At 59.7% G+C, this 20,818-nt stretch carries 15 protein-coding genes and 1 tRNA gene; 9 read left to right on the top strand and 7 right to left on the bottom strand.

Annotated elements, in window-relative coordinates; translation table 11 throughout:
• Window positions 1–190: 190 nt before the first annotated feature.
• Together K0V07_RS13750 and K0V07_RS13745 are read left to right on the top strand one after the other, a co-directional pair.
• Window positions 191–276 (top strand) — tRNA-Leu (locus K0V07_RS13750).
• A 267-nt stretch (window positions 277–543) separates the two neighbouring features.
• Complete coding sequence (locus K0V07_RS13745) at window positions 544–1,467, top strand: alpha/beta hydrolase (RefSeq protein ID WP_220621961.1); 924 nt, start codon at window positions 544–546, stop codon at window positions 1,465–1,467.
• Between the two features lie 9 nt (window positions 1,468–1,476).
• Here K0V07_RS13745 and K0V07_RS13740 read toward each other — a convergent pair whose 3' ends face one another.
• The 5 genes from K0V07_RS13740 to K0V07_RS13720 form a co-directional block, all read right to left on the bottom strand.
• Window positions 1,477–4,299: a PAS domain S-box protein gene (locus K0V07_RS13740; protein ID WP_220621960.1), complete on the bottom strand. Its 2,823-nt coding sequence runs from the start codon at window positions 4,297–4,299 to the stop codon at window positions 1,477–1,479.
• A 273-nt stretch (window positions 4,300–4,572) separates the two neighbouring features.
• The gene (locus K0V07_RS13735) at window positions 4,573–4,890 is read right to left on the bottom strand and encodes a molecular chaperone DnaJ (RefSeq protein WP_220621959.1); all 318 of its coding nucleotides are present in this window, start codon (window positions 4,888–4,890) and stop codon (window positions 4,573–4,575) included.
• 13 nt (window positions 4,891–4,903) lie between these two features.
• The gene (locus tag K0V07_RS13730; protein ID WP_220621958.1) at window positions 4,904–5,677 is read right to left on the bottom strand and encodes a PP2C family serine/threonine-protein phosphatase; all 774 of its coding nucleotides are present in this window, start codon (window positions 5,675–5,677) and stop codon (window positions 4,904–4,906) included.
• Window positions 5,678–5,791: 114 nt separating this feature from the next.
• A complete protein-coding gene (locus K0V07_RS13725) occupies window positions 5,792–6,658 on the bottom strand; it encodes a transglutaminase family protein (RefSeq protein WP_220621957.1) in 867 nt (288 codons plus the stop codon).
• A gap of 53 nt (window positions 6,659–6,711) precedes the next feature.
• Window positions 6,712–8,769: a helicase C-terminal domain-containing protein gene (locus K0V07_RS13720; RefSeq protein ID WP_220621956.1), complete on the bottom strand. Its 2,058-nt coding sequence runs from the start codon at window positions 8,767–8,769 to the stop codon at window positions 6,712–6,714.
• Window positions 8,770–9,141: 372 nt separating this feature from the next.
• On the opposite strand from K0V07_RS13720, the gene nusA reads away from it, so the two are divergent.
• The 3 genes from nusA to rbfA all read left to right on the top strand — a co-directional run bounded on the left by nusA (window position 9,142) and on the right by rbfA (window position 13,374).
• Window positions 9,142–10,395, top strand: coding sequence for a transcription termination factor NusA (gene nusA, locus K0V07_RS13715; protein ID WP_220621955.1), 1,254 nt, complete (start codon window positions 9,142–9,144; stop codon window positions 10,393–10,395).
• A 34-nt stretch (window positions 10,396–10,429) separates the two neighbouring features.
• The gene (infB, locus tag K0V07_RS13710; protein ID WP_220621954.1) at window positions 10,430–12,934 is read left to right on the top strand and encodes a translation initiation factor IF-2; all 2,505 of its coding nucleotides are present in this window, start codon (window positions 10,430–10,432) and stop codon (window positions 12,932–12,934) included.
• 89 nt (window positions 12,935–13,023) lie between these two features.
• Complete coding sequence (gene rbfA, locus K0V07_RS13705) at window positions 13,024–13,374, top strand: 30S ribosome-binding factor RbfA (protein WP_220621953.1); 351 nt, start codon at window positions 13,024–13,026, stop codon at window positions 13,372–13,374.
• Window positions 13,375–13,404: 30 nt separating this feature from the next.
• On the opposite strand, the gene K0V07_RS13700 is transcribed toward rbfA, so the two are convergent.
• The gene (locus tag K0V07_RS13700; RefSeq protein WP_220621952.1) at window positions 13,405–15,423 is read right to left on the bottom strand and encodes a DUF5054 domain-containing protein; all 2,019 of its coding nucleotides are present in this window, start codon (window positions 15,421–15,423) and stop codon (window positions 13,405–13,407) included.
• A 105-nt stretch (window positions 15,424–15,528) separates the two neighbouring features.
• Here K0V07_RS13700 and K0V07_RS13695 point away from each other — a divergent pair, with 105 nt between their 5' ends.
• From K0V07_RS13695 to K0V07_RS13685, 3 genes are all read left to right on the top strand, one after another.
• Window positions 15,529–16,566 (top strand): LacI family DNA-binding transcriptional regulator, encoded by a 1,038-nt coding sequence (locus K0V07_RS13695; protein WP_220621951.1) that lies wholly within the window; start codon window positions 15,529–15,531, stop codon window positions 16,564–16,566.
• Window positions 16,567–16,755: 189 nt separating this feature from the next.
• Window positions 16,756–17,586, top strand: coding sequence for a PEP-CTERM sorting domain-containing protein (locus K0V07_RS13690; RefSeq protein WP_220621950.1), 831 nt, complete (start codon window positions 16,756–16,758; stop codon window positions 17,584–17,586).
• Window positions 17,587–17,800: 214 nt separating this feature from the next.
• Window positions 17,801–18,799, top strand: coding sequence for a DHH family phosphoesterase (locus K0V07_RS13685; RefSeq protein ID WP_220621949.1), 999 nt, complete (start codon window positions 17,801–17,803; stop codon window positions 18,797–18,799).
• 8 nt (window positions 18,800–18,807) lie between these two features.
• Here the strand turns inward: K0V07_RS13685 and K0V07_RS13680 are convergent, their stop codons facing one another.
• Window positions 18,808–19,845: a hypothetical protein gene (locus K0V07_RS13680; protein WP_220621948.1), complete on the bottom strand. Its 1,038-nt coding sequence runs from the start codon at window positions 19,843–19,845 to the stop codon at window positions 18,808–18,810.
• A 216-nt stretch (window positions 19,846–20,061) separates the two neighbouring features.
• Here K0V07_RS13680 and truB point away from each other — a divergent pair, with 216 nt between their 5' ends.
• Window positions 20,062–20,793 (top strand): tRNA pseudouridine(55) synthase TruB, encoded by a 732-nt coding sequence (gene truB / locus K0V07_RS13675; protein ID WP_220621947.1) that lies wholly within the window; start codon window positions 20,062–20,064, stop codon window positions 20,791–20,793.
• The last annotated feature ends 25 nt before the right edge of the window (window positions 20,794–20,818 follow it).

Genomic DNA, 20,818 nt, shown 5'->3' with positions numbered 1-20,818 from the left:
TGTTGAAATGTTGCCCGAGCATACTTTTGGGCCGAGAATATCTCTATTCTCTCCATGCACTATGGTGGTGACTCAGTTTGGGACATTTTATCTCCATCGTGCTTAGGACAAGTTTCAGCCGATGAGGAGCTTTTGCGCACTTGCCTTCGGGCAGATTATTCCCTGTGCTGTGCGTTTCGTTTCGCGCCCCGCCCGGGTGGTGGAATGGTAGACACTGGGGACTTAAAATCCCTTGCCCGCAAGGGCGTGCGGGTTCGAGTCCCGCCCCGGGCACCACTTTTGTTGCTCCTTGATGAGAGCCAGCTTTCGTCACCTGAGGGGTGATTAAATAAGCGTACATGGGCTTGGGTCCACTTTGCCGCGTTTATGGGGCCCGTGGCGTTGGTCATGTATCCGGCTTGACAGCTATTTGTGAGCCCGTGGATACTTGATTGTCTTCCAGCGTCTCCTGCGTGGATACGCAAGAGGGCCAGGAGGCGGCATGTGAACAGGCATAGCTGACAGTGGTATTGGCCATGAATTCGAGGTAGACAGGATAATATTATGAAATTTATTCCGGGACGATGCGTACTTTTATGTTTGCTGTTGGCGGTTACCAGCTTGGTCGATGCCCATGCCGAAACACCGTTGCCGGACAAGGTCCGCGTCCTGGAGCCGCTTGCTTTTTCCGATGAAGACCCAGAGCTAAAAATTTATCTGACGCTGCCCGCGGAGACGGATGAGCCGGTGCCTTGTGTGGTCGTTATCCCGGGTGGTGGATTTCGAGCTGCTCAGGGAATGCGGTACGCGCACATCACGCAGCGCCTGGCTGAGAACGGGCTGGCCGTTGCCCAGATCTGCTACCGTGGTCGTCCCGACCACACTTATCCGGACACAATTTCGGATGTTAAGGCTGCAGTCCGCTATATCCGCAGCATAAGTGACCAGTATTCCATCGATCCCGACAAGATCGGTGCGGTGGGAAACTCCGCTGGCGGCACCTTGACGGCCCTGCTGGCAGTAACCGGTGGAATGCCGGAATACGAGGGGCAGGGCGGTCATCATGAATTCTCCAGTCGCATCCAGGCTGCCGTCTGTGGGGCAGGTGTATTTGATTTTGTGGCGCGCTTCGAGGATGAGCGTCAGGTGGCCATGCAGCCGAGAGTTGACGTTAAGGTCCAGACCAACGGCGAGTGGGTAGGGGTTCCTTTTTCTGCAGGCAGCGAGGACTGGAAAAACGTATCCGCTATTCACTACGTGGACAAAGATGATGCTCCCACGCTTTTTCTCTGTGCCTCGGACGACAAGGTCGTTCCCTGGTATCAATCGCTCGACATGTACGAGACGATGGTGGATGCCGGGGGCGAGGCCGAGATCAAGATATACTCACATGGCGGTCACGATGTGGCCACCAAGACCGAGGACGCACTTGTGGAAATGGTGAGCTTCTTTAAGCGGACACTCGTTAGCGAATCCGGGTCACACTAAGCCGGTGAGCTAGACCTTTTGCTGGCCCGCTTTGGCCAGGACCGCCTTTAGGTTTTTCGTGAGGATGGGTTTGCCGAGGTGCTCGTTCATACCCGCGTCGAGGCAGGCCTGCTTATCGTCGCCGTGGGTGTAGGCCGTGAGGGCGCAGATAAAGGTGTCCTTATTTCCCTCACCGGCATCGCCACGACGAATGGTACGGGTGGTCTCCAGACCATCCATGCCTGTCATCTCGACATCCATAAACACAATGTCGAAGCGGTCGTTGGTGAGCAGCTCAAGAGCATCCTCGCCGGAGGAAGCCGTCTCGCACTGGTGCCCCATCTGCTTCAGGATTTCCTGAAGCAGCTGTCGGGTCTGGACTTCATCTTCGACCAGCAGGATGTGCAGCGGGTTTGTGGGATTATCGTCCGCCGTCGCCATCGGGTGGGAGGTATCCTGCTGGATGACTTCACCGTCGATCGTGAAGTAGAATGTCGTGCCGCGATTCTCATGGCTCTCGGCCCAGATGTCTCCGCCCAGCAGGTGGCAGATCTTGCGGCAGATGGCCAGACCCAGCCCGGTGCCACCGTACTTGCGGGTGGAGGAGGAGTCGACCTGGCTGAAGCTTTTGAAAAGGGTGCTGAGCTTGTCGCGGGGGATACCTACGCCGGTATCGCGTACGGCAAAGATATAGGTCCAGTGGCCCGATTTTTCATTGGAGGGCTTGGCCGAAACGGTGACGCGGATCGAGCCCTGTGCGGTAAACTTGATGGCATTGCCGATGAGGTTGAGCAGGATCTGGCGCAGCTCCAGGTAGTCGGTTTTGACCAGAGAGGGTGTATGCTCCTCGATCTCAAAGCTGAGCTGAAGTTCCTTCTGGCTGGCTTCGATTCCCATGGCTTCCTCGACCTCGCTGAGCAGGAGCGGGATGTCTGTGTCGCGGTGCTCCAGGACGACGCGCCCGGAGTCCAGGCGGCTGTAGTTGAGGACGTTGTTGATCAGCTCAAGCAGGGTGTAGGCGTTGGCCTTGATGATGTCGATGGATTCGAGCTGGTCGGCATCGATGGCCTGCTCGCGCAGCAGGTCCGCAAAGCCGATGATGGAGTTCATCGGAGTACGGATCTCGTGGCTCATGACTGCGAGAAATTCGTCTTTGCTGTGGTTGGCGGCGTCGGCAGCCTCCTTTGATTTTTTGAGTTCTTCCTCGTATCGGATGCGGTCGGTGATGTCATTGACGAGCGAGGCAATGCCGATGATTTTGCCCTGTTCGTTCATGAGGGGTGTGTTGTACCACTCGCAGGTGATCACACGTCCGTCACGGGTTACGTTTTCGTTTGTGCTGCTGAAGCCGCCTGCGTTGGAAAGCAGCTTGGTAAAGATATCATTGCCAGAGCTGAGGAAGTGCTCGTGTACCAGCCAACTGAAGGACTGGCCGACAATCTCATCGGCGCTGTAGCCGAAGATGCGCTCGGCGGCGGGGTTCCAGGAGGTGATGCGTCGGTCCAGATCCCACTCGATGAAGGCCAGTGGTGTGCGCTGCACGTGGAACTGCAGTCTTTGCTGGGCTTCCTGGCGCTGCTGCTCGGCATGCATACGCGCGCTGATGTCGCGGCAGCAGGCAATGACACCGACGACTTCCCCGCGCTGGTTCTTTTCCTGACTGAGCGATAGGTGAGTATAGAACACGTTCCCGTCGCGGTGCTTGAGCTGTGTTTCCACGACGTGGTTGCCGTGGATGAGTAAGGGCTCCAGAAAGTGCTGATTAACGAATCCTGCCTCGGGCTTGGGTAGGAGTTTCTCCAGCGAACTGCCGACAGCCTCCTGGGCATTGTAGCCAAAGAGCGACTCTGCCTGCCGGTTCCAGAACTTGATGTTCCCGTCAATATCGACACCGATGATGGCCTCGCCGAGTTGCTCTAAAATGCGCGCCTGGCGCTGGAGCGCCTCCTGTGAGCGTTCGCGCTCGATCTCCATCTCGGCACGCGTGGCGAAAACACGCAGGGCGAGCAGGACGAAGTCTAGGTTCTCGATCCGTTTACGGTGAAGTACACAGAGCAGCCCCTCAACGCCCTGGTCGTGCCTGAAAAGAGGCAGGCCGATGTAGGATTCGGCCTGAAGCTGGGTCAGTTGAGCGTCTTCAGGAAAGCTCTCCTGCACCTTTTCCTGAACGATGAGTGGCTCGCCGGCACGCACATTCAGGCAGGGGGTGCCTTTGATCGGATACTCGAAGTTCGGCGAATAGTTTTGGCGGCGGGAAAAGGATAGGGTGCGTACGTGATCTTTTTCGGCACCCGTGAACTCACCGATCAGCGCGTAGTCGAGATTGAGGGTCTCGGTAATGTACCGGGTAAGCTCCCGGAAGAACGCAGTCCCGGAGGCGGCGGTGATAGAGACGGCGATACGCTCCAGTGCGCGCTCGGCAGATTTGCGAACCCACTTGGCCTGATAGTGGTCGATCAGGCGAACAATCGTATGGGGCAGGTAGATCAGGTAGCGGCCATCGGCGTCGATTTCGATGTAGTCCTGGAAGCCGGCCTGAAAGGCTGCCTGCGTCCGCTCGCGACTGGGTTCGCGGTCAAGCAGGATCGCGGGGATGGTTTTATCCGCGCAGAGGCCTTCGCGCCAGCTTTCCCAGTTCCCTTTGTCGGGGATAGAGGAGGCCGTTGCCAGGACGACATCCAACTCGCCGCCGTGCTCACTGAGTATGCTTTCGGCTTCTTTCCAGCTCCCTGTTTGCGTGTAGGTGGCCTTGACGGAGAAATCTTCCAGACTCTGGGCGATAGCACTTTGTTCTTTGGCAGTGAGACCGACAGTCAGCAGGTGCAGGTTTTCCGTATATAATTTAGCCATCATTGCAGGAGCAAATACCTAAAGAGCGAGCGACGTTAAAATATGAGCTTTCTTCAGCACTTGGCAAGCACTGGCATGGATGGTGCTCATATTTTAATGAGTGTTACAAGTTGGGCTCATGGGATAGCTAGATGATGGCTCGGCGGTTGGGGTTCCGCCGAGCCTCTCTTTTTGAAAAGCGTCCACGCACGACCAGCGAAAACACGGCTCCGACCACTGAGCCTGTCGGTGCGAATGGCGGGTATAGACCCAAGTTCCTTTTTACGGGCGCTCGCTTTACGCTTCCTCTGCGCCAAGCTCCGCTAACAGTTTGCGGGCTTCATCGGCGGGGTCTTCGTGATGCTGTACCTCTGCCAGGCGCAGACCTTCCTGCAGGTAGGGGACGGCGGCCTCACGCTCACCGGTTTCGATCAGCGCCTTACCCAGCATGATGCGAGGCAGCATCCAGTCGTCGCGGCTTTGGCTGCAGAACTGCAGGTGCTCGATGGCTTCGGACCACTGGGCATCCTGAGAAAGAGCCTGCCCGAGGCTGAAGTGAAAAAGCGGATTGTGAGGGTCAGCGGCCAGGCGCTCACGCAGCAGATCGATGTTCATGGACGAGAGATGATCAGGTGTTTTCAATAAAAAGGGCGATGGCGGTGATGTTATCCGGCCCGCCGCGTTCGTTAGCGGTCTTGATCAGGCTTTTGACAAACGTCTGTGGCCGTGAGACCGAAAAGATAAGCTCCTGCACTTCATCCATGTTGTGCGTCTTGGTCACGCCATCACTGAAGATCAGGACGCGGTCGCCGGGCTCAAGGATGGCCTCGATGATGTCGGTCTTGATCTCTCCCATCTGGCCGAGGCAGCGTGTCAGCGTATGGTTAAAGTAGTCGGGGATGTAGGCATCCTCACCGGGCTGGAGCTGGTCGAGCATCTCCTGGGCCATGGTATGGTCCTGAGTCAGTTGCTCCCACGTACCGTCGGCTTTGAATACCACCAGCGCGGTGTCGCCGATATGGCCGATAGTTAACTGCCGGGCATGCAGATAGGCGGCGGTCAACGTCGTACCTATGCCAAGGTCCGCGCTGATCTCCCGTCCACGCTGGTAAACGGCTTCGTTGATATGGTCGAAAACCGGACGAAATCTCACGCTCTCGCCCTCTTTGTGCTGCTGGGCCCACTTGCTGAGCAGCTCGATGGCAATCTCGCTGGCCATGGCCCCCTCGGGCAGGCCACCCAAGCCGTCGGCCACGGCGAAAAATCCCCGCTTCGCATCGACCAGCAGCGCATCTTCGTTTTCGCTGCGCATGAGGCCGCGATCGGTGGCACCGTAAATCAGGACAGGGGATTCGACCGCAGATGCGGCTTTGGATGGAGGGTTGTCGGAGTTTCCGGACATTCGTCTAAAAGTATTCGTGTACCCGCCAAAAGTAAAGCTAATCCCTGATTCTCAAGGCTGTGCCCAGAGGGACGCGGGAGGCGAGTTGAGCTGTTATTTCAGCCCTGGCGTGGGTCAGGTGCGCTCGCTGACGTTGACGTTGACGGACAGGGTCGTGCTGACGCCACCGGGTCCCGTATAGCTGCCCGAGATGGGTGGAACCATCTCCGGGTGGCGCGCAATGGCGGTAGCGATATGATCGGGGCCGCAGAGGCGGCCGCTCGTATTGTCAAAGCCCCGCCAGCCCTGTCCGGGGAGGTAGACCTCGGACCAGGCATGGGTGGAGCCTTCGGCGTATGCCATGCCAGGGGCGTTCAGGTAGCCACTGACGAAGCGCGCGGCCAGCCCGAGGTAGCGGCAGGCTTCGATAAAGAGCGTGGCGAAATCCCGGCAGGAGCCCCCGCGTTTGGACAGGGTTTGGGCAGGTTTCTGTACACCTTCCTCCTCGCGCATGGCGTACTGGAAATTGTTGGCAGTCTCTGAGGCGAGGCGGGCCAACAGGTCCTCCGTGCGCCAGTCGGCTTGCTCGGCCAGGATGCCGTCCACCCATTGGCCGACCTGGACTTGATCTCCGAAAAAGGCCGGGGTCTGGAAAGACACCAGGTCCAGCCGCTCGATGGAGTGGTAGTTAAAGGGCCACTCCTCGGCATTGGAGGCGATGGGCAGGGGGGAGGCCTCGATATCAAACTGCTGGAGCGTCACCTCGCTGCTGATGGACAGGCTCAGGGTATCCGACTCGGCGAACAGCACCCGCGCGACCGAGTTATTATAAAGGTCCCTCTGCCAGAGTATCTGCGAGGGCACCGGGTCGATGGTGAGCATGCTGCTCTCGATGCGCACATCGTGCCCGGCGCGAGGCCGGATAAGCAGCGTGTGCGGCCCGAGCCGTACCGGCTGGGAAAAGTCGTAGCGGGTGGAGTGCTGGATGCAAAGATGTTTCATGGTGAGAGAAGAGAGAGGTGAGGGGAGTGCAAATAATAGATATGTATCCACGCTTACATGACAAATACATCCTCGCGGTCATGCTGGTTGAATCGGGCGAAGTGGCGCTTCGGGAGGACTTCGATAAAGTGCCGCCCGTACTCCTTGTGAAGGATGCGTGAGTCCAGCACGACGATACGGCCGGTGTCGTCCTGCTTGCGGATGAGCCGCCCGATCCCCTGCCGGAACTGGATCACCGCGTCGGGCAGGGTCATCTCCGCGAAGGGGTTGCCGCCGCGCTTGCGAATCCACTCGGAGCGAGCCTCTGCCACCGGGTGAGTCGGTATCTCAAAGGGCAGGCGTGTGATGATCACTTGCGAGAGCGCCGGGCCGGGCACATCGAACCCGGTCCAGAAGCTCTCTGTGCCGAGCAGGAGGGCGTCCCCGGCTTCCATAAAGCGGTTTTTCAGCTCGGAGCGAGAGAGGCCCATCCCCTGCGAGAGCAGGGTACGCCCGGCTTTTTCCAGTACGGGCTGGAGCTGCTGGGCCACGCGGTTAAGATCCGCGTAGCTGGTAAAGAGTGCGAGTGTGCCGCCCTCGCTCTGGAGCGTACAAAAGCCGATGGTGTCGGCCAGGTAGTGGATATCGAGGCGGTTGGAGCTGCGGTCTGGGCCGGGCGCATCCTCGGCGATGTAGATTTCGACGTTGTTCTCGTAGTCGAAGGGCGAGGCCTCGATGCCCGTTTCTTCGCCTTCGGCTCCGGCCCGCCGCAGAAAGGGGGCCATGGAACGACCGCTGGTCAGGGTGGCGCTGGCCAGGGTGACGGAGGTATCTTTTTCGAAAAGCGTCTCCTGTAAAAACTCGGCCACGTCGATAGGGGCGGTGCGCAGGGTGACGATCTGGCGGCGGCGCCCGGTTTTTTCCATCCAGTAGACTTCGCTCTCTTCTTCTAGAGAGAGGCAGTGCGTGATGCCCTTGAGGTAGGCGTCGAGGCGGGTGGCGTGGTCGGCCAGCTCCTGCTGGGTGCCCTCGTCGGTGATGTCCTGGCGCAGGCGCTTGAGTATACCGGAGACGGTGCCCAGAGGGCGGTGCAGGATCGGGTCGGTCCAGTCAGGCTTCATCAGGCGCATCACATCGCGCTTTTCCAGGTACTGGCGACGGATGCCGTTAAAGAACGACTCACTCGCGCTGATGGCGCGCACGACCTGCTCCTGATCGGGGCGCTTGGCGATTTTTGACAGCAGCCCTTTCTTGGTCTTCGGGTTGTAAAGAAGCTTCAGGGCGCGCTCGATGGCGTAGGAGCTGATATTGAGCCCGCAGTGGTTGGTGGCGATCTCCGGGATGGTGTGCGCCTCGTCGAGCACGAGGAAGTCCTCCGGGAAGAGCACGCCCCGCGCGCCACCGGCAGGGGAGAGCCCTGCGCTGATCAGGCTGAAGAGCAGGCTGTGGTTGACGATGACGACCTGCGCCTGAGCACGCTCGGCGATGGCCTTACGGTAAAAACAGGTATCCGGCGTGCAGTTTTTAGAGTTGCAGGAGGAGCCGTCGGCATTGACCCATTCCCAGACTTCGGGGGAGGGCGCGGGCGTCAACTCCTCGCGCAGCCCGGTCTTGGTCTGGGTGGACCACTCGCAGATGCGTTCCAGTTCCTCGGCTTCGGCTTTATTAAATAGATCTCCGCGGGTCTGAATAGCGCGGGCCAGACGGTGGCCGCACAGGTAGTTGCCACGCCCGACCATGAGCGCGACCTTGAAGCCCCGGTAGGGCTCCAGCTGGGGCACCTGGTCGAAAAGCCGCCGCACCAGCGGGATATCGTGGTTCTTGAGCTGCTGCTGGAGGGCGATGGTGTGCGAGGAGACGATCAGGGGGCGCTTGTCGGCTACGGCCTGCAGGATGCCCGGTACAAGGTAGGCGAGGCTCTTGCCGACGCCGGTGCCTGCCTCGAAGACTAGCGGGCTGTCCGTGGCCATGGAACGTGAGACAGCCTGGGCCATGGCCTCCTGCTGGGGGCGGTGCTCCAGACCGAGCTGCTCAGCCAGCCAGCCATCGGGCGCGAAGACCCGATCCGCCAGCTCAACGCTCAGCGGAGTACGGGGCAGCGGGCTGCCCCCGCCTTCGCGAAATCCGATCATCCGGCCAGCATCACCTGCTTTACCCCGTCGTGGCAAGCGCAGGCTCTTTTTTAGGGGCCATGTTTTTTGTGATGCCGCCCGGTGGTAGGGGCCACGGCGGTTCACGTACGCTCAAACGCGCTCCGCTTACGTCTTATTTTATGCGGGGTGGGTAGCGAACGCAGTGAGCGTAGGGCGAAGCCCTCAACGTCTAGTGCGGTCACGCACGGGCAGAAGCCCCATCCGTGCTTCCGGGGGCAACCCAGTGGGCTTGTTCTATTCGTTCGCTTGACAAAGGTTGCGGGGGCTGGCAAGGTCCCACTTTTCCAACCATCCTATACCTCAGGATAGTGGGTCGCATGTACCCGCTATTTTTTTTCTAATAACATATCGATGAGTAACGAAATCCTGTCTGTTCTCGAATACATGGAGAAGGAGAAGGGGATCAGCCGAGAGGACATGATCGCCACCATCGCGGCTGCCATCAAAGGTGCCGCCCAGAAGGGCGTCAATGCCGGCGCCGAGCTCGAAGTGCAGATCGATCCGCGCACCGGTGCTCTCAAAGCGTGGACATTGCTCAACGTGGTTGACTCCTTTAGCGATCCTTCTACCGAAATACCCCTCGATAAGGCCCACCTGTACGATAAAAATGCTAAGGTGGGGGACGTTATTCGTAAGGATATCGATCCGGCTTTCCTCGGGCGTATTGCCGCCCAGACCGCCCGCCAGGCTATCATGCAGCGCGTGCGCCAGTTCGAGAAAGAACGCATTTACGACGACTACAAGGATTCGGTTGGTGACATCGTGACCGGTGTGGTCCGCCGCCGTGAACGGGGCGACCTGATCGTGGATCTCGGTAAGGCCGAGGCTGTCCTGCCGCCGCGTGAGCGCGTCCCCGGTGAAGACTACGCCCCCGGCGAACGCATCCGCTGCCTGCTGCTGGCGATCGAAAGCACCCCCCGCGGCCCCGAGCTCATCCTCAGCCGCTCCAGCATTAAATTTGTCCGCCGTCTCTTCGAACTCGAAGTGACGGAAATCGCCGATGGTACCGTGACGCTTGAGGGCATGGCCCGCGAGCCTGGTTACCGTACCAAGATCTGCGTCCACAGCAATGACATGAAGGTGGACCCCGTCGGCGCTTGCGTCGGTGCCCGTGGCGCCCGCGTCAAGAGCATCGTGCGTGAACTCGGCGGTGAAAAGATCGACATCATCCGCTACTTCCAAGATCCGCAGCAGATGCTAGAGGAGGCCATCAAGCCGGCCATCCCGAAGAACCTGCAGATCGACCCCATCGCCAAGCGTATTTACTTCGAGGTGAGCGAGGACGACCTCGCCGTGGCCATCGGCCGCCGCGGGCAGAACGCCAAGCTGACCTCCCGCCTGATGGGCTGGCGCCTCGATATCGGTAAGGAAAAGCGCGAAGCCGCCACGCTGGAAGAGCGCGCCGAACGCGCCGGTGCCAACCTCGCCCAATCCCTGGGAATCGACGAGGATCTGGCCGAAAAACTCGTCGCTATGGGCATCAACTCGGTCGAGGTTATCGCCGCTGGTGTCACCGCAGACGACCTTGTCGATTCCGGTGATTTTACGCCGGAACAAGCCGCTGGCATCATTGCCAAAGTCAACGAACTCCAATCCCAGGCCTGAGAAAATCCCGACTGATTACACGACTACCTAATTTATGAGTGTCCGCATTTACGAGCTCTCCAAAGAGCTGAACATGGAAAACAAGGAGGTTATGCAACTCCTCCGCGATCGTGGTTTTGAGGTGAAAAGCGCCTCGAGCACGGTTGATAACATCTCCGCCCAGGCGCTCATCGAAGAATTTAGCGGGGAGGGCACTGACGCCGATAGCGAAAAGACCTCCGAGCCCGCTGATGCTCCTGCCTCAGATGCAGTCACGCCTGGTCCTGCTGTTCCGAAGCTGCCCCCGTCCGCCATCGTGAAGACGCCCGCTCAGATCGAGCAGGAGAAGCGCGAGAAGGAAGCCGCTGCCGAGGAGGCCCGCCACAAGCGTGAAGAAGAGCGCGCGGCCGTCCGCCAGGCTCAGCGCGAGGCTATGGTTACCCCCGGCCCGAAGGCTGGCCCGGCCACTCCGCCGATGCCCGAGCGTAAGTCTCCGCCGCCTCCGCCAATGCCCAGTGCGCGCCGCCCGATGCCTGCGCCGCCCGTGACGGCTCCCGGCCGTGCCGCACCCTCACCGGTGCCGCCGCGTACACCTGCTGCGCCGTCCACTCCGCCCGCACCCGGCGCTGCCGGTGCCGCGCCTTCGACGACGCCCCCTCCGGTTAAGATCCCGGCTCCGGTTCGCCCGACGAACAGCCCAATTATTCCGCCGTCCGTTCCCAAGCCTCAGCAGCCTGGCCAGCAGGCTCCTGCTGCCGGTAAGGTGATCGAGAAGGAGGGTGAGAAGATCATCCAGGTCAAGCCCCCCATCGTCGTGCGCGATTTCGCCGTACTTCTGGGCAAGAAACCTTTCCAGCTCATTTCCGAACTGATGGAGATGGGTATTTTCGCCTCGATGAATCAGGCGATCGAGGAAGCCAACGCCAAGCAAATTGCCGAGCGCCATGGCTTCACGCTGGATATTCGCCACCGCGGCGATGACAAGCCCGAGCCCAAGAAAAAGAAGGACAAGCCCCGCGAAGACGATCCCGCCCTGATGGAGGAGCGCCCCGCGGTTGTCTGTGTACTGGGTCACGTTGACCACGGTAAGACCAGCCTGCTGGACAAGATCCGCAAGGCCAACGTCGTCTCTGGCGAGGCCGGTGGTATCACCCAGCACGTCGGTGCGTACCAGATCACGCACAACGAGAAGAAGATCACCTTCCTGGACACCCCGGGGCACGCGGCCTTCTCCAAGATCCGTGAGCGTGGTGCCAATGTCACCGACATCGCTATTTTGGTCGTGGCAGCCGATGACGGCTTTATGCCGCAGACTGACGAGGCTCTTAAGTTCGCCCGCAACGCGAATGTCGAGATCATCGTCGCCATCAACAAGATGGACGCCAAGGGAGCCAACATCGACCGCGTCAAGCAGCAGATGCAGGAGCGCGACCTCATGCCCGAAGACTGGGGCGGTGAAACTCTTTGCACTCCGGTCTCTGCACTGGAGGGAACAAACATCGAAGAGCTGCTGGAGCTCGTTCTGCTCCAGGCCGAAGTCAGCGAACTGCGCGCCAACCCCAAGGCCAACGCCGAAGGGGTCATCGTGGAGTCGCAGGTAGAGCAGGGCAGAGGCCCGACCGCTACCGTGATCATCCAGAAGGGCACGCTCAAGGTCGGCGACGCTCTGGTCTCTGGCCCGAACTACTGTAAGGTTCGCGCCATGATGAACGAGCACGGCAAGCCGATTAAGACTGCGCCGCCCTCTACTCCGGTCCGCATCATGGGCTGGTCGGGCACGCCGACTTCCGGAGCCGTCTGCACCGTGGCCAAAAACGAAAAGGCCGCCAAGCGTGAGGCCGAAGAAAACGAGCAGGCCCTCAAGGCCGAAGCCAACGCCACGCCGGTTGTTACTTCGGGTGCGAGCGATCTGGACAGCCTCCTGGCCGCCATCGACGAGCAGTCCTCCAAGGTGCTGCGTGTCGTGATCAAGGGCGACGTGAACGGCAGTGTCGAAGCTCTCGCTGACTGCCTCAACGCCATTGAAAGCGACAAGGTCAAGCTTGAGGTCATCGAGACCGGTGTTGGTGTGATCACCAAGAATGACGTCACCCTGGCCGACTCTTCGGAGGCCGCCGTGATCGGTTTTAACGTCAAGCAGGAGAACGGTGTCACCGCACTGGCCAAGCACCACGGCGTGCGCATCATCCAGCACAACATCATTTACGAGCTCATCACCTCGGTCGAAGAAGCCATGGCCGAGCTGCTCGATCCGGAGTTCCGCGAAGTCAAACTCGGCATGGCCGAGGTTCGCGCCACCTTCCCGCTGGCCAAGGGCCAGGTCGCCGGTTGTATGGTGACGGAGGGCATGATCAAGCGCGACGCTCACGCCCGCCTGCTGCGCAAGGAGGAGGTCGTCCACGAGGGCCGTATCGGTACCCTCAAACGCTTCAAGGACGACGCCACCGAGGTGCGCGCCGGCTACGAGTGTGGTATCCAGATCAGCGGCTGCAACGACTACAAGGAAGGCGACCGCATCGAGTGCTACGAAATCCACGAGTTCCGTCCGAGCCTGCGCTAGCAGACTCTGCGACGGGTATCCTTTCCCGGCGGCGCGGTTCCAGCGGAGCCGCGCCGTTTTTCCACTCCAGTCACCCTTAGTTATCAGTCATGTCCAATCGGGGAACACGCGTCAACGAGCTGGTCAAGCGCGAGATCAGCGACATCCTGCACACCCGCTATCAGGGCGATGCGGTGAATATCACCATCACGGAGGTCGCCGTCTCGAGTGACCTGCGCAGCGCGCGCGTCTACTACTCGATCCTCGGGGACGAGGGGACATCGTACCTGGCGGAGAAGTTCTTTGCCGCCCGCCATCGGGAGATCCGGCAGGAGATGAGCAAGCGCATCGTCTTAAAATACCTGCCGCGCCTGCGTTTCATCGAGGATGACTCAATCGCTCGGGGTACGGAGGTGCTCAAGATCATCGACGAGATCGACGCCGAAGAAGATCAGGACTGAGCCTGCGCTGCTGCGCTCAGCCGTAACGAGCTAGGCCTCCCAGTCCACACTGAAGGCAAAGCGTGCGTCTTCCTCGTACCAGAGCGGGAAATTTGTCCCCCAGGTATTATTGAGGAGGTTAAAATGGACGCCTTCCCGTGGGCCGGGCAGGTGGTTGGAAAAACGCACGAGCTGCGGTAGTCCGGGAGCAACCAGCGGAGCGTGCGGGTGGTCAATGCGTAGCTTGCTCTGCTCGTCTTGATACTCGCAAAGCTCGGCGGCGTGCAGCATCCGTGCGCCATCGAGGATCACGTCGCGAGGGTCGATCGGCTGACCGAGCTTGTGGAGTCTCCATGTTGCGCCTGGTGTCGATATGGGGCGCAGCGCCATCCAGATGGCCTCTGGTACGCGGCAGGCCTGCTTGTCGAACCACTTCACCTCGGCGTGGAGCCGTGGGCGTTTCTCATCCCAGCTGATGAGCACCTCGGCCTCGCGTGGGCAGCCAAACTGTCGGCACGGCTCCGTGGGGAAGCTCAACTTCAGGCAGAGGCGTGGGCTGCTTGTTTTGGTCGCGGGGAGCAGGCTGGCTTCCTTGAGGCGGGGCAGCCAGCACTGGTGATGGCTGACGGCGGTTTCCACGCCGGGCTTGAGAAAGTCGGGGACGACCCAGCTGCGGTGCGTCCGGTGGTTACGGTTGTAGCGTTTCCAGCGGTTTTCGTAGTCCTCACGGTCATAGACGACGTAGCTGAGCTCAAACCAGGGATGCTCCTTGTCTGCCCAGGTGCGATTATCTTTGTGGCTATGCACGCGGTGGAGCGCCCCGGTCATCGGGTCGATGCCGAGCTCGAAGAACGGCGTATCAATGTAGGTGGCAGGGTCGATCGATTTGCCGCTGCGGCTGCGCTTGGGTTTGAGCGAGGCTTTGAGGGCGAGCGCCTGCTTGTGCTCGGGTGTTCCCTTGAGTGCGCTGATGGCGCGCGTCAGATAGGAGCGCTGTTCCTGCCAGGATTTCTCCAGACGCTGGTAGGGCGGGATGCTGCGCTTGCGCAGAAAGTCCCGCGTGATAAAGGTGCGGTCATAGTTGTCTTCGTGCCCGAGGGCGACTTTGACATCGAGCCCCCACGTATGCTCGGGGACGAGCAGCAGCGCATCTTCCAGGCCCTTGCGTGCCTGGCGCTCTGTTGCGTTTTTCGGCTTAGGCAGAGTGGAGCGCCACTTGATGAGCTCCCGGTAAAGCCCGGTCTTTGCCGGGTCGGTTGCCACGCCATGGATCCATGTGTCACCGATCTCCTGCGTGATCACAGGCAGGCCCGGTACGGCTGGCCGGAGGGCCTCGGCGTAGTCTGACAGGTTCGCAGCGCTCAGCGTGGCCTCCGGGTACTTCTTGCGCAGGCGGGCAAATGTCTGCTCCACATCCTGCTGGGTACAGGGGCCGAGATTGTCGCCGGTGTGCGCAAAGTAGATGGCCTCGCTGCTGCCTTCCGGTTGGCAGAAGCCCCCGTAGTCACTGGTTTGATAGACGATGCAGACTTCGTCGTCGCCATAGCGCCAGCGAAAGGCCTTGGGGACTTTGGGCGGGCGTGAGCCTGGGTTCACGCCGATATGCAGAAGCTCGACACCGGCCTCGGCCAGGTAGGGAACCATGGCAATCGTGTGGCCGGGCACATCTGTCATTTTCCCGGCAATGGTTTTTCTGCCAAAGCGCTGATCGAGCCTCTGGCTGATGCTCAGCCCGTGCCGAAACAAGGCGGCGTCCATGAGCTCGGTGTGCGTGGTAAAGGGCAGGGCGTGCCAGCAGATGTCATCGCGCTCGATAGCTGCCTCAAGCTGGGCGCGTTTCCGGGGGCTGTATTTTTCCAGCGCTTGCTCGATCAGCCAGGAGCCGGTGGTCCAGCGGAACCGCTCATTACCGGCATCGTGCATACGCGCGGCCAGATCGAGAGAGGCCGGGATGAATACATCGAGATACGTCTGCAGCACGTTCCGGGCGCTGTCGGTAAACCCGATGTCCAGGTGCGTTTTGAACAAGACGTGGATGTGGCGTAGGGCTGTCGGCTGGGGGGCTGGCATGGGCGGTGAATGCAGAAAAATCAAAGACTGCGTATGTGATATATGGGTGATCTTTGGGAACTTGACTGTGCCCGCAACCAATCGTTTACTTATACAGACTAGTCAGTGAGCAAGCGGGTTACACAGAAGGACATTGCCGAGCGCTTAGGCGTGCACGCGGCCACGGTTTCACTGGCCTTTAAGCACCATCCGAGCATCCCGGCCAAGACACGTGAGCGTGTCCTGAAGGTGGCCGAGGAAATGGGCTACCGTCCCGACCCCATGCTCTCGGCACTGGCCTTATACCGGAGTAATAATCAGGAGCAGCCATTTCGCGGCACGCTGGCCTGGCTCTACCTGCAGAACGACGACTTAAAGCCGGACTGGAAAGAGATCAGCACATACCGGCAGTATTATGAGGGGGCCTGTCGACGGGCCGACCAGTACGGCTACAAGCTGGATGTCTACAATTTTAATACCCGAAAGGTCTCTGCCCAGCGCATGGGAGCCATCCTCAAGGCGAGGAACATCAACGGCATCCTGCTGTGCCCGATGCCGCACCCAAACATGGAGCTGGATTTCCCCTGGGAAGATTTCTCCGTTGTGACCTTCGGCTATACGCTCAAAAAGCCGGAGTTCCACACGGTGACGGCCACCCAGTTTCGCTCCACGCTCCGCCTGCTGGAGAAGATGTATGACTATGGCTACCGGCGCATCGGGTACGGTATTGCCAGCATACATGATGAGCGCGTGGGGCACAGCTTTCGTGGCGCGTATCTGACTTTCGTGCATCAGATGGGTCTTGAGCCCCTTATCTTTGACTATAAGTGGGGCTTTGTGCGCGGCTTTAAAACGTTTCTGCGCAAGGCTCGACCGGATGTCGTGATGACCGGGGACGTCGCCTTTCTCAAATACGCCCGCGAAGCGGGGATACGCATCCCCGAAGATATTCCGCTCACCTGCCCCGTGCTCGATAGCGAGCAGAGCGAGCTGACGGGGATGTACGAAGACTCTTTCCATATCGGAGAAGTCGCGGTGGACAAGCTGACAAACCTCGTCATGCGCGGGGATCGGGGCATCCCCGTCAAAGTGCAGCGTACGCTCATCGAAGGCGTCTGGAACGAGGGTAAAACACTGCCCGACAAAGTCACTGCCAAGCGCTGACTCATCTGTTTGAGTAGGCGCTAGCTTTATCTTTTGTGTGTTTGGGTGCATGGTTGGATTCATGCAGATCGACCAGCTTTGATGGGATGCCCTCCGTCCGGTTAATAGGTCCGGGTGTAGGCAACCTGAGGCAGGATCTGCACTGGTAACCCCAAACGATACACACCAACCCCAGAAAAGGATCCAACGATGAACTATCTCAGCAAATTGCTCCCTCTCGGCCTCATTGGTATGAGTGCCATTGCTACAACCGCGTCGGCGGCGACTTTCTTCTCTGATGATTTCGAGGAGTACACGGCGGGCGCAGCAATACCGCTCGGCTCCGAAGAAATATGGCGCGAGGCCAAGGTGGTGGGAGAAGTTGTCTTCGATGCCGAGAACGACACCGGGCACTACTTCTCCAGCGAGTCCAACAAATACGCCGTGCTCAGTCAGGTCGATGGCACTGGCCAGGGACTGGCCTCGGCCACGGGCTTTTCCGGGACTACGACCGGCCAGATGAATTTCTCTTTCTATGATCCCTCCAGCGACACCTCGGACTGGCTCATGCGCATCAGTGGTAATGCGTGGGGCGGTAATGGGAATACGCTGTGGGGACTGTTTATGCAGAATGGCACTCTCTATGTCGGGAGTGGTCAGTATGTCAGCCCGGGTGCTCAGATCGGGACCTATCAGCAGGATACCGCCTATACGATCAGCATCGTTTTCAACAACTCTGACAGCACCCTTAACTATGATGGTGGGTCAGTGGCCTCACAGATGATGGACGTCTATCTGAACGGAGAACTGATCGGTGATGACCTGGCCAGTACGGGTAACATCGGTACGGGGACGACGGTCCAGAATATCAACTTCGCCTCAAAGGTGAACAGCCCGGGCACCATCTATCTGGACGACATCTCTCTAGACTCGAATATTTCGATTCCTGAGCCCTCGACGATGAGCGCGCTTGCGGTTGGCCTTGGTATCATGTGCCTGGCTATCGGTCGCCGGATGAAGCTGTTCGGTCGCCGTTCCTGATCAATTCATTACTAGTGCCGGCTCCTTGTGAGAGGGAGCATCGGCATGGATCCCGGCAGGGGTTGCTGCATCCGGTGGGGCCGGTCGTGGCAATCCCTGTTGCTGTTATCGCGTGTCGTTAATGGGCTGAGGGCCGCTTTCAGAGCACGTCGCCTCGGGGCACTTATCGCTTTTTCCTGTCTTTGCAGGTGTTTTACCGCTAAAGACAGTTCCGATGTATTTTCCGCACCTGTCCGAATCTTTCCTCCAACTGCTGTCCGAGCTGCGCGGTAAGCCCGTGGCCGTACTCGGGCACCTGCGGCCGGACGGGGACTGCATCGGCTCACAGGTGGCGCTGACGCGTGTGCTGCGGACACAGGGTGTGGATGCGATCGCCGTTAATCGCGATGAAGCACCACGCGTGATGCAGGCGTTTATCGCGGATACGCCCTGGGCGCAGGCGAAGGACTTCGACCCGCAGGGGCACCTGTCGGTCAATGTGGACTGCGCCGATCCGATCCGCGTGGGTATGCTGCTGGAGAAGAAATTCCCGGAAACCTTCGCGAATATCGACCATCACGTTTCTAACCCGAACTACGCCCGGCACAACTTTGTGGAGCCCTCCACGGCGGCTACTGCCGAGGTGCTGACAGGGTTATTTTTCGACCACGACCTGCCCGTGGATGCGGTGACCGCGCAGGCACTTTACGTCGGCATCTCGACCGACACCGGCCAGTTCCGTTTCCCCACGACCAGCGGGCAGGTATTTGAACTGTGCGCGCGGCTCTGCGCCTGTGGGGCTTCGGCGGGTGGTGTGGCACGGGAGCTGTTTGAGCGTGAGCCCCTCGCCAAGCTCAAGCTGCTCCAGCGTTTCCTGGGAACTTTGAAGCTCGTCCACGGCGAGCGCATCTGCATCGGTACGCTGCGTGAAAAGGACTTTGAGGAGACCGGCGCCGCCCATGAGGATGCCGAGGGCTTTGTGGACTATGCGCGCGATCTGGACGGGGTCGATATCGGCATCTTCGTGCAGGAGTTTGAGAATCAGGTCAAAGGCAGCCTGCGGGCGAAAACCCGTAACTACCGGCTCGACCGGCTGGCCCGGAAGTTCGGGGGCGGCGGGCATGCTCCGGCGGCGGGCTTTAACCAGCACCGTCCGCTGGAGGAGGTGTGTGACCTGCTCCTCAAGGCTGCCGCCGAGCATCTCGACGCGATAGACAATACCCCGGCGAGCTAAATGGGCCTTTAGGCGGCGGGGGTCGTCTTGGCTGTATTGCGGCGCTGGCCTCTGGAGCGACGTGCCCGGTACAGCAGCAGCCCGCTGGCAAACAGCCCTCCGAGAAACGCCACGTGCGCGGGCTCGGGGACGAACACGTAGTCCAGTGGCAGACCACCAACGGCACTGAAATCATACGTGGTCAAGGTGTTCTCCGGATCGCTGGCGTCCCAGCTGTAGAGGGTCCCGTCTGCCGAGGCATACATGAGCCCGTTGTACTCGGTGACAGAAACTCCGTCGTACACATCGAGGAAGCTGATATCCACCTCGGTGAGGGATGTGTCGGCATCCGTCACGTCCCAGGACTCTACATCGGGTGTGCTGCTGATGTAGGCGACGCCGTTGGTGCCGACATTGATGTTACCGGATATCCCGACCAGCTGGTCAAAGTTGTTGATGGTTTCCTGTGTGTTCAGGTCGGTGTAGTAGGCCGCAGAATCAAAGGCGTCGGTGATGATCCAGGCGATGCCGCTGCCATCAGCGGTTGCCGCCAGGGAAAACGAGCTCTCGCTCAGGAGGCTCTCGGTCGCGATGACGGAGCTGCCCCCGCTGTTGACCTGGTAGAGCTGGTAGTCGTCGTCCTCGAGTTCATGCTCATCCTTGAACAGCAGGTAGACGGACTGGGTGAGAGCCGAGTAGGCGAGAGTCGTGCTGGCTGAGTCCTCCAGATCGTAATAATCGATCGACCCAAAGGAGCTGGACTGCCCGTCCATCGTCACATAGTCGATCTGGACCGTGTGGTCGTAGAACCCGGATTCGTAGGAGACGTAGAAGCCGTTGTTCCCATAGGTAAAGCCCAGCACGTTGACCGGGGCCTCGCCGACACTGGAGGGGTACTGGTAGGTGAGGGTCGCGCTGGAAAGGTCCGACAGGTCGGCCACGTAAAGGTTGTAGCTGTTGTTGTCGGAGGCATCGACACTGACGTAGGCGACCTTCTGGCCGGCATGGGCCGAGGCGAGGCCTGAAAGTATCAGTGAGAGTCCCAGCAGGTGGTGTTTTCGGAGCATAGTCGTTGTTGCGAAGTACAATAAATGCGATGGTTCAGAGGGCGATGAGAAGCCTGATTGCAGGTATTATTCCATGTAATGATGCGCGCGAATGTTTTTTATAGAAAAACACAGCTGGACCGGGCCTCAAAAAGGAGTCGCGACCGGATTGGACAAGAGGGGAGTTCAGCCTTGCCAAGGGGGAGGGCTTTGAGAGAATGATTGTTTGCTCAAATCATGACTCCGACGACACAGAATGACTTTGAAGGCGTCCTGCTGGTGGACAAGCCCTGCGGCCCCACCTCGCACGACGTGGTTGACCGTCTGCGCCGCAAGCTCAAGATGAAGCGCATCGGCCACGCCGGTACGCTCGACCCTAATGCCACGGGCCTGCTCATTATGCTGATAGGCCGCGCGACGAAAGTCTCCCAGTACCTGATGTCTCTCGACAAGGCCTACGAGGGGACTATCAAGCTGGGGGAAGAGACGAATACCTACGACAGCGACGGAGAGGTCGTCGAGACCAAGCCGCTGCCCGATGGGCTGGACGCTGCCGGGATCGATACCGTCTTGCAGTCCTTTGTCGGAGACCAGTACCAGCTGCCGCCGATGTTTTCGGCCAAGAAAATCGACGGTGTACCGCTCTACAAGCTGGCCCGCAAGGGCAAGGAAGTGAAGCGCGACCCGCGTTTTATCCGTATCTCGGAGATCGAGCTGCTCGACTACACGGAGCCGTGCGCGGAGATCGGCATGGCCTGCTCGAAGGGCACCTACGTGCGTACGCTGGCCCACGATGTCGGCCAAAAGATCGGCTGTGGGGCGCATCTGTCCGAGCTGCGCCGTATTGCGGTGGGGCATTTCCATGTGGAGGATGCCGCGACGCTGGAAGAGCTGGAAGAGATGTCCCTGACCGCGTTTCGCCGCCGTCTGATACCGATTTATCAGGCTGTGCCGAGCCACGTGCTGTGATTTTTCGCTGGTTTACGCGGCATGT

The organism is Ruficoccus sp. ZRK36, from assembly GCF_019603315.1.
Taxonomy (GTDB): Bacteria; Verrucomicrobiota; Verrucomicrobiia; order Opitutales; family Cerasicoccaceae; genus Ruficoccus.
Note: the sequence above shows the minus strand (reverse complement) of the source record. Positions and strands in the feature narration are given on the sequence as shown.